We start from the raw sequence: 7,658 nt of genomic DNA, 5'->3' as shown, positions 1-7,658 counted from the left end.
CCAGACTCGCAAACGGGTTCTTCAAACACCAATGCTTCGACGGCCTCCAGGTCGCACAAGCTTTTTATACACATGTTTGCGAATTTGGTCATTCCTTTTAAGTCCGACCCTTTTAGGTGGTGGGAAACTCGCAATGACGAGTGGGGAGAGTAATTTTTATTGTTTCATTGGTTCGATTATTTTTAAAAAATACTAAGCGTATCATCCCAAAGCATCGTGCGCTGCCATCACGGCTGCATTCATAATATCTGTCACGCTCGCCCCCATGGATACAATCTGAGCAGATTTATCAAGACCAACCAACAATGGTCCAATGACGCTTGCACGACCTAATTGATGAAGCAATTTAACCGAGATATTGGCGCTGTGAAGGCCTGGCATGATCAAGATATTGGCAGGACCTGACAATCGAGTGAATGGATATAGTTTGATGAGTTCGTGGTCGAGTGCGACATCAGCTGCCATTTCGCCATCATATTCAAAATCAACATTCCACTTATCAAGAATTGCAATCGCTTTTTTAAGACGCTCTACTTTTTCAGTTGGTGGATTGCCATAAGTTGAATAGGATAAAAGGGCAACACGTGGTATATGGCCCATTTTACGGGCTTTGGCAGCGCTTTGAATGGCGATCGATGCAATTTGTTCAGCACTTGGTGTATCATTGACAGATGTATCGGCGATAAAGACGGTTTGGTCTTTGGATACAACAATGGATAAGCCAAAAACTTGTGCGCCTGGTCGAGGATTTAAAACCATAGACATCGATTGGAAAATTTGTGTGTAGTGGCGCGTGATGCCCGTGACCATCGCATCTGCGTGACCATTAGCAACCATGCAAGCTGATAAAACATTACGATCGTGATTAACAAATCGTTTGCAATCCCGATGTAAATATCCAAAACGTTGCATACGATTATAGAGGAAATCGATATATTGCTCGCGATGTTTATCCACACTTGCGTCATGAATGGTAAGTTCTTCCGGTAAATCAAGCTTTAATTCCAGCACTTTTTTCTTAATACGTTCAGCATAACCAATCAAAATGGCTTTGCCATAGCCGCCATGACAATAGCTAATGGCAGCGCGAATCATGCGCTCTTCTTCGCCTTCAGAAAAAATAAGGGTGCGTGGTCTTTGGCGGACTTCTTCGAAAATGCGCTGCATATTGGCGAATATGGGATCGGTTCTGCCGCTTAAAGTGCGTCTATATTCAGTGATATCAATAGGTTTACGCGCAACGCCTGTCTCCATCGCAGCTTTTGCAACGGCCAAGGGGATTTCAACAATGAGTCTTGGGTCAAAAGGCACAGGAATGATGTAATCCGGGCCATATTGAAGCAATCGGCCTGAATAAGCGCTGCCTACTTCTTCTGGCGCCCCATAACGGGCTAATTTCGCGAGGGCGTGCGCTGCTGCAATCTTCATTTCGTCGTTAATTGTGGATGCTCTGACATCGAGTGCGCCACGGAAAATATAGGGAAAACCTAATACATTATTGATTTGATTGACGTAATCAGATCTACCAGTTGCGATGATCGCATCATCCCTGATTTTTTTGACGTCTTCGGGTGAAATTTCAGGATCCGGATTGGCCATCGCAAAAATGATGGGTTTTGCGGCCATGGATAGGACCATATCGGGGGTCACGGCCCCTTTAACGGAAAGACCTAAAAAGACATCAGCGCCTTCTAATGCTTCGGCCAAGGTTCTTTTATTTGTTTCAACGGCATGGGCTTCTTTCCATTGATTCATGCCCTCTTTACGGCCTTTATAAATCGTGCCCTTTGTATCGCATAAAATGATGTTTTTAGAGGGTACGCCTAATTTTTTAAGAAGCTCCGTACAAGCAATACCCGCAGATCCAGCACCATTAACAACAATTTTTGTTTTTTCAAGCGTTCTGCCTGTAATATCAAGCGCGTTTATAAAACCAGCGGCGGCAATAATGGCCGTACCATGTTGGTCGTCATGAAAAACGGGGATATCGAGCTTTTCTTGAAGTGCTTTTTCGATGAGAAAACATTCAGGCGCCTTGATATCTTCAAGATTAATACCGCCAAAACTTTTGCCTAAAAAGCGAATGGAATTTACAAATTCATCCACATTTTCAGTATCGACTTCAAGATCAATCGCATCAATATCGGCAAATCTTTTAAAAAGAACCGCTTTACCTTCCATGACAGGTTTTGAGGCGAGTGCCCCTAAATTGCCAAGACCAAGCACTGCCGTCCCGTTCGAAATAACAGCGACAAGATTACCTTTAATGGTGTAATCGTAGGCTTTCGAGGGGTCTTCGTGAATTTTCAAGCAAGGTATAGCAACGCCTGGGGAATAGGCCAATGACAAATCACGTTGCGTTGTTAAGGGTTTTGATGCCATAATTTCAATTTTGCCTGGACGCCCATTTGCGTGCAAATCCAAGACTTCTTGTTCCGTAATATGTATTCGTTTTTGATCCATGATCTCAATATTTCAGTGACACAATGACTATCAGCCAGTATAAGTGTTATTAGAGCAACTTACAAACATTGGTTTATCAAAAATGTCGGATATTATCCAGAATGAAATTCAAAATTCAGGTCATTCAACGCCGTTAATGACGCAATTTTTTGAAATAAAAGAAAAATATGAAGGTTATCTTTTGTTTTTTAGGCTGGGTGATTTTTACGAGCTTTTTTTTGATGATGCAGTGATTGCAGCCAATGAATTGAATATCGCGCTTACCAAAAGGGGAAAGCATCAGGAAGTCGAAATTCCGATGTGCGGCGTGCCTGTCCATGCGCATGAAGCTTATTTACAAAAGCTTATAAAAGCTGGTCATAGGGTTGCTATTTGTGAACAAATGGAAGATCCCGCTGAAGCCAAAAAGCGTGGGGCTAAATCAATTGTAAGACGAGATGTTGTGCGTCTTATAACGCCTGGTACGTTGGTTGAAGAAGATTTGCTCAATGCGCGTGACCATAATTATTTGTTGTCATTCGTGGAATATAAAGGACGGGTAGGGCTTTCGTGGGTAGATATATCCTCTGGTAATTTATCAACGACGAATATTCCTTTTGATCAGGCCGAAAATTATTTGATGCGCCTTGACCCTAAAGAAATGCTGGTCTCTGAAAAACAAATTCAAAATCCAGATCTGTTCGAATTTTTACGTGTGTTTAAGCCGATATTAAGTCCGCAACCGCCTAGACGCTTTGATCAATCCTATGCTGAAAAACGTCTTTTGTCTTTTTATCAAGTGCAAGCAATTGATAGTTTTGGACAATTTTCAAATTTAGAGATCATCGCATTAGGATCCTTAATTGATTATCTCGATTTAACGCAAAAAGGGAATTTGCCCAGGCTTTCAAAGCCACGGCAGATAAAACCAGAGACTTATCTTGATATTGATCCTTCGACACGCCTTAATTTGGAATTATTGAAATCGCTTAATGGCACCAAAAAAGGATCGCTATTAGAAACGCTTGACGAAACACAAACGTCTCAAGGCGCGCGATTGCTTGCAGGTTTCATCAGCAATCCTTTGCGGACACCAGCACATATTAATGCACGTCTTGATTGTGTTTCGTATTTTGTGGCAGAAACCGCCACTCGCACTTCTTTACGTGAAAAACTCAATAATATTGCAGATTTTGAGCGTTCTTTATCGCGTATTGTGTTGAATCGCTTTAAACCGCGAGATCTAGGTGCATTGAAAGATGCACTCCACCACGCGATGCATATTAGGGATGTGTTGGCAACATTAGAAAAACCAGATTTACTTCAAAAAATTAGTCAGAATTTATCCAATCACGATATTCTTTTGGGGCTATTGGATACGACACTTGCACATGAATTGCCGATTCATTTGAAAGACGGTGGTCTTATCCAAAAAGGGTATGATGCAAGTCTTGACGAATGTCGTCTAATTCGTGATGAAAGCGCCAGATTAATCGCCAATCTTCAGGCTGATTATATTAAACAAACAAATGTTAACACTTTAAAGATAAAACATAATAATATTCTTGGTTATTTTGTTGAAGTGACCGCTTTGCAAAGTGACAAACTAGCGAACGCGCAGTTTTTTCATCGTCAATCGCTTGCAAATGTCGTTCGTTTTTCAACCAAAGAATTATCCGAACTTGAAGTGAAGATCAGTAAAGCAGGAGAGCAAGCCTTAGGGATTGAATTTGAAATTATTCAAATGCTTGTAGGTAAAATTCAAGAAGAAGCAGATATTATCGCGAATACATCGCAATCAATCGCCCTGTTAGACGTGTTGCTTAATTTTGCATATTTGGCACAAAGTCGACATTGGGTAAAACCTATTATTGATGATTCACGAATGCTCGATATCAAAAAAGGGCGTCATCCCATTGTTGAAAAAGCGTTGATCGCCCAAAAAGCAGATCCTTTTGTCCCTAATGATTGCGTGTTAAGTCCTGATGAGTATATTTGGCTGATCACTGGCCCCAATATGGCGGGTAAAAGTACGTTTTTACGTCAAAATGCGTTGATCGTTATTTTAGCGCAAATGGGTTGCTTTGTACCGGCGAGTTTTGCACATATTGGTATTGTTGATCGCTTGTCATCAAGGATTGGGGCATCCGATGATTTAGCACGTGGCAGGTCTACTTTCATGGTGGAGATGGTTGAAACGGCTGCAATTTTAAATCAAGCGACACCTCATTCTTTAGTAATTTTGGACGAAGTAGGGCGGGGGACCTCAACTTTTGATGGTTTATCGATTGCGTGGTCGAGCCTTGAATATCTCCATAATGTGAATAAATGTCGTACACTTTTTGCAACCCATTATCATGAATTAACGCAATTATCCGAAACATTGCCAGCTTTAGGTTGTTACACGGTAAATGTCAAAGATTGGGAAGATACAATTATTTTTTTGCATGAAGTGATTAAGGGAAGTGCTGATAGATCTTATGGGATTCATGTGGCACAATTGGCAGGATTGCCAAAACAGGCTATTGATCGTGCACAACAAATCTTAGCCCTTCTTGAAGGTAAGGAAAAATTGAAAGAGGGTGATCATATGATTGATTTGCCCTTATTTAAAGAAAAATTATCGTTGGCCAAAGAAAATGTGATCCCTGAGCAATCGGTGGTTGATACCATTTTAAACAATATCGTGTTAGACGAATTAACGCCCATTAAAGCATTTGATATTTTGGTGAATTTGATCGGGAAGACAAAAGAAAAAATTAGTCAATAACTTCTTCTTTTGTGATAAGCGGAATTTTCCACTCGCCTGTTTTGCCAGTGAATAAACCAGGACGTTTAGGAGGATTTCCATCATCTTTACGTATTGTTGGTTCGTAATGCGTGCATGCACTTAGACTTAAACATAATATGAAAAAATACAAAAATCGCATTTTTATTCCTAAGGATTATTGACGATAATCGATATTAAGGGGATTTGAATTTTTATGGAAGCAAAAAAGAAGGGGCGATTGCCCCTTCTGGTCGTTTAATTACTGATCATCAAAACCTTCATCTTCTAAAGATAATTCTTCTTCAATAGCTTGCTGTAAGCCATCAAGGCTGGGTATGGTTTCTAGAATTTTAGTAACACGAATTTTTTCAAAGTTGAGTGCAAGCGTTAAATAATCATGGGTGTATTGTGCTGCATCATATTCTTTTTTATATTGATCATCTTTCATAGCATTAAAATGATCTTTGAAAGTATCGTGTTCTATTAATATTTCAGGTTTCATAGCTTCTGTTGTGAAATCAAGATCTTCGTTGCGTGAATTTCTTTTACCAGTTTCGTATTTTTTTAATAGGAAATACCACTCAGTTGTTGCGTCAAGGTTTTCTTGTATTAATTTTTGAATGTTTTCAATTTTTGTCAAATTACCACAGTTTTTTGCACCATCAATGATATTAAGTATTTGTTCCTTTCTTGTGAAAAATTCAGTAGAAAGTGCATGTTGCATTATAGCCGAAAAAACCGGTCTTTTTTGGCCTTTTTCTAAAATTTTGACAAGAAATTCATTTGGTAGGGCGCTTATTTTGGATGAAAGTTCATCCCAAATTATTTCAGGGGTATTTTTTAAGACACAAGGATAATTTTGTAGGTATATGAGGTAGCCTAAATTTAATTTTAAATTTTCAATTGATGGAAGCTTGTTTATTATATCGTCAGCATATGTTTCTTCATTTTCGAATAATGCTTTAATGCTTTTATCTTCAAGGAATAAATTGTATAATTTTTCAAATCCTGAACAATCAAATGAAGCATCAAGATCCATGTCTTGTTCGTAATGGTCTTTTTCAACAAGAACTTTATCTATACTTTCTTTTCGATTTTCTTCTTTTTCAATTAATGTATTAACACATTCTTGCAATCCATTAATATGATTATCAACAGCATCTAATTTTTTTATAGATTTTTGATCGTCTATAATTTTGAACAATTCTTCTTTTGTGTTCTCTAAATAAGCAACTATTTTTTTATAAAAAGGTTTTGAAAAAGAAGTTTCTTTTTCCTTTGCTGAGATCAGTATATTGTTCCAAAAGTTAGACTTAAGAGCATCTTTTTTATAACCTAGATCAGTTCTTGTGCCGTCTGCATAAACGCGAATTTCTCTGTTGTATTGTGTTTTTTTAAAGATGGATGGGTTTTTTGATGGGTTCTTTGTAGCTTTGTTGATTGCTTCCATACGTTCTTTGAAATCTTCAATATCAATATTTGTTAATTTAATAACAATTTCGGTCCATGAAAATAATGATGGAATATAATACTTGTAGGTAAGTTCCATAAAATCATTGTCTTTTTGATAGGAAGCTTTAACAAATTTAAGATTGTCTCCAAATGTTGAAACAGGGTTTAAAAAAGTTGGAATCCAGCTGCTTATGCTTTGTCTGATCTCACCGGGTATAGATTTTTTTTGATTGTCGTCGATTGTATAAACAAACCGATTGTAAGTTGCTTTCCCTACATCCCTGAGTGTTGTAAAAAGCTCCCAATTCATTTCGCGAGGTGCAAATACTTCGATAAATCTATATAAAGAGGATTCTTCTCTTGTATCTGCGGATGAAGACGAAGACGAAGACGAAGAAGAAGAAGAAGACGAAGACGAAGAAGATGACGAAGACGATTCTGTCGTGGAAGTAGGTGTGATTTCAAATGTAAATGCGTTTGAATCTTGATGTGTAAAAATCAAGAAAGAAGCAATTACGAATGCGGTGCGTGAAAAAAGTTTAAGTTTCATTGTGAATCTCCATAATTAAAAACATTTAAATCTAAGTAAACGTAGCAAGAAATAACTAAAAAGTCAACTAATTATTTATTAATTTTTTTTTATAGTTTAAATTCTAAATATAGATAAAAATAATATTTAGTCTTTTGTGTATATGTGTAATTATTAAAGTAAAAAATTTTTTAATTTAATTTTTATTTTATCGAAAGATTGTGAAGTTAAAATTTTTTTTAAATTAATTTGATGAAAATATCATTTTTTAACAAAAAAAGTTTTTTATGATAAAAATAAAGCAATCTTGTAGGCAATTCATAAATTTGATGTGTTGTAAAATTCAATTTTTTTTATCGTATAATCCAAAAAATGCCATAAATAAAAAAAGTTGAATTATATTTTGTTAAATGTAAATCTAATTAAAGAATTACATGCATATTAAATAAAAAACAAATAAAACAA

The 7,658-nt window shown here is 37.2% G+C and carries 5 protein-coding genes; 2 read left to right on the top strand and 3 right to left on the bottom strand.

Annotated features, from left to right (window positions below):
• A partial coding sequence (locus tag Q8L85_08770) for a hypothetical protein (protein MDP1724777.1) occupies positions 1–196 on the top strand: 196 nt, incomplete at its 5' end.
• Positions 197–201: 5 nt separating this feature from the next.
• Here Q8L85_08770 and Q8L85_08765 read toward each other — a convergent pair.
• A complete protein-coding gene (locus Q8L85_08765) occupies positions 202–2,463 on the bottom strand; it encodes an NADP-dependent malic enzyme (protein MDP1724776.1) in 2,262 nt (753 codons plus the stop codon).
• Between the two features lie 82 nt (positions 2,464–2,545).
• On the opposite strand from Q8L85_08765, the gene mutS reads away from it, so the two are divergent.
• Positions 2,546–5,212 carry a DNA mismatch repair protein MutS gene (gene mutS / locus Q8L85_08760; GenBank protein MDP1724775.1) on the top strand — a complete coding sequence of 889 codons (2,667 nt, stop codon included), beginning with the start codon at positions 2,546–2,548 and terminating at the stop codon, positions 5,210–5,212.
• Here the strand turns inward: mutS and Q8L85_08755 are convergent.
• Both Q8L85_08755 and Q8L85_08750 read right to left on the bottom strand, forming a co-directional pair.
• Positions 5,202–5,372 (bottom strand): hypothetical protein, encoded by a 171-nt coding sequence (locus Q8L85_08755; protein ID MDP1724774.1) that lies wholly within the window; start codon positions 5,370–5,372, stop codon positions 5,202–5,204. The genes mutS and Q8L85_08755 overlap by 11 nt on opposite strands.
• Before the next feature lie 99 nt (positions 5,373–5,471).
• On the bottom strand, positions 5,472–7,214 hold the full coding sequence (locus Q8L85_08750; protein ID MDP1724773.1) for a hypothetical protein: 1,743 nt from the start codon (positions 7,212–7,214) through the stop codon (positions 5,472–5,474).
• Positions 7,215–7,658: the final 444 nt, after the last annotated feature.

Source organism: Alphaproteobacteria bacterium (assembly GCA_030680745.1).
Classification (GTDB): domain Bacteria; phylum Pseudomonadota; class Alphaproteobacteria; order JAUXUR01; family JAUXUR01; genus JAUXUR01.
Note: the sequence above shows the minus strand (reverse complement) of the source record. Positions and strands in the feature narration are given on the sequence as shown.

What these genes read in the sequence shown, in the direction of transcription:
- Q8L85_08765 (MDP1724776.1), bottom strand. Translation starts at nt 2,463, where the DNA reads ATGGATCAAAAACGAATACATATTACGGAACAAGAAGTCTTGGATTTG.
- Q8L85_08755 (MDP1724774.1), bottom strand. Translation starts at nt 5,372, where the DNA reads ATGCGATTTTTGTATTTTTTCATATTATGTTTAAGTCTAAGTGCATGC.
- Q8L85_08750 (MDP1724773.1), bottom strand. Translation starts at nt 7,214, where the DNA reads ATGAAACTTAAACTTTTTTCACGCACCGCATTCGTAATTGCTTCTTTC.
- mutS (MDP1724775.1), top strand. Translation starts at nt 2,546, where the DNA reads ATGTCGGATATTATCCAGAATGAAATTCAAAATTCAGGTCATTCAACG.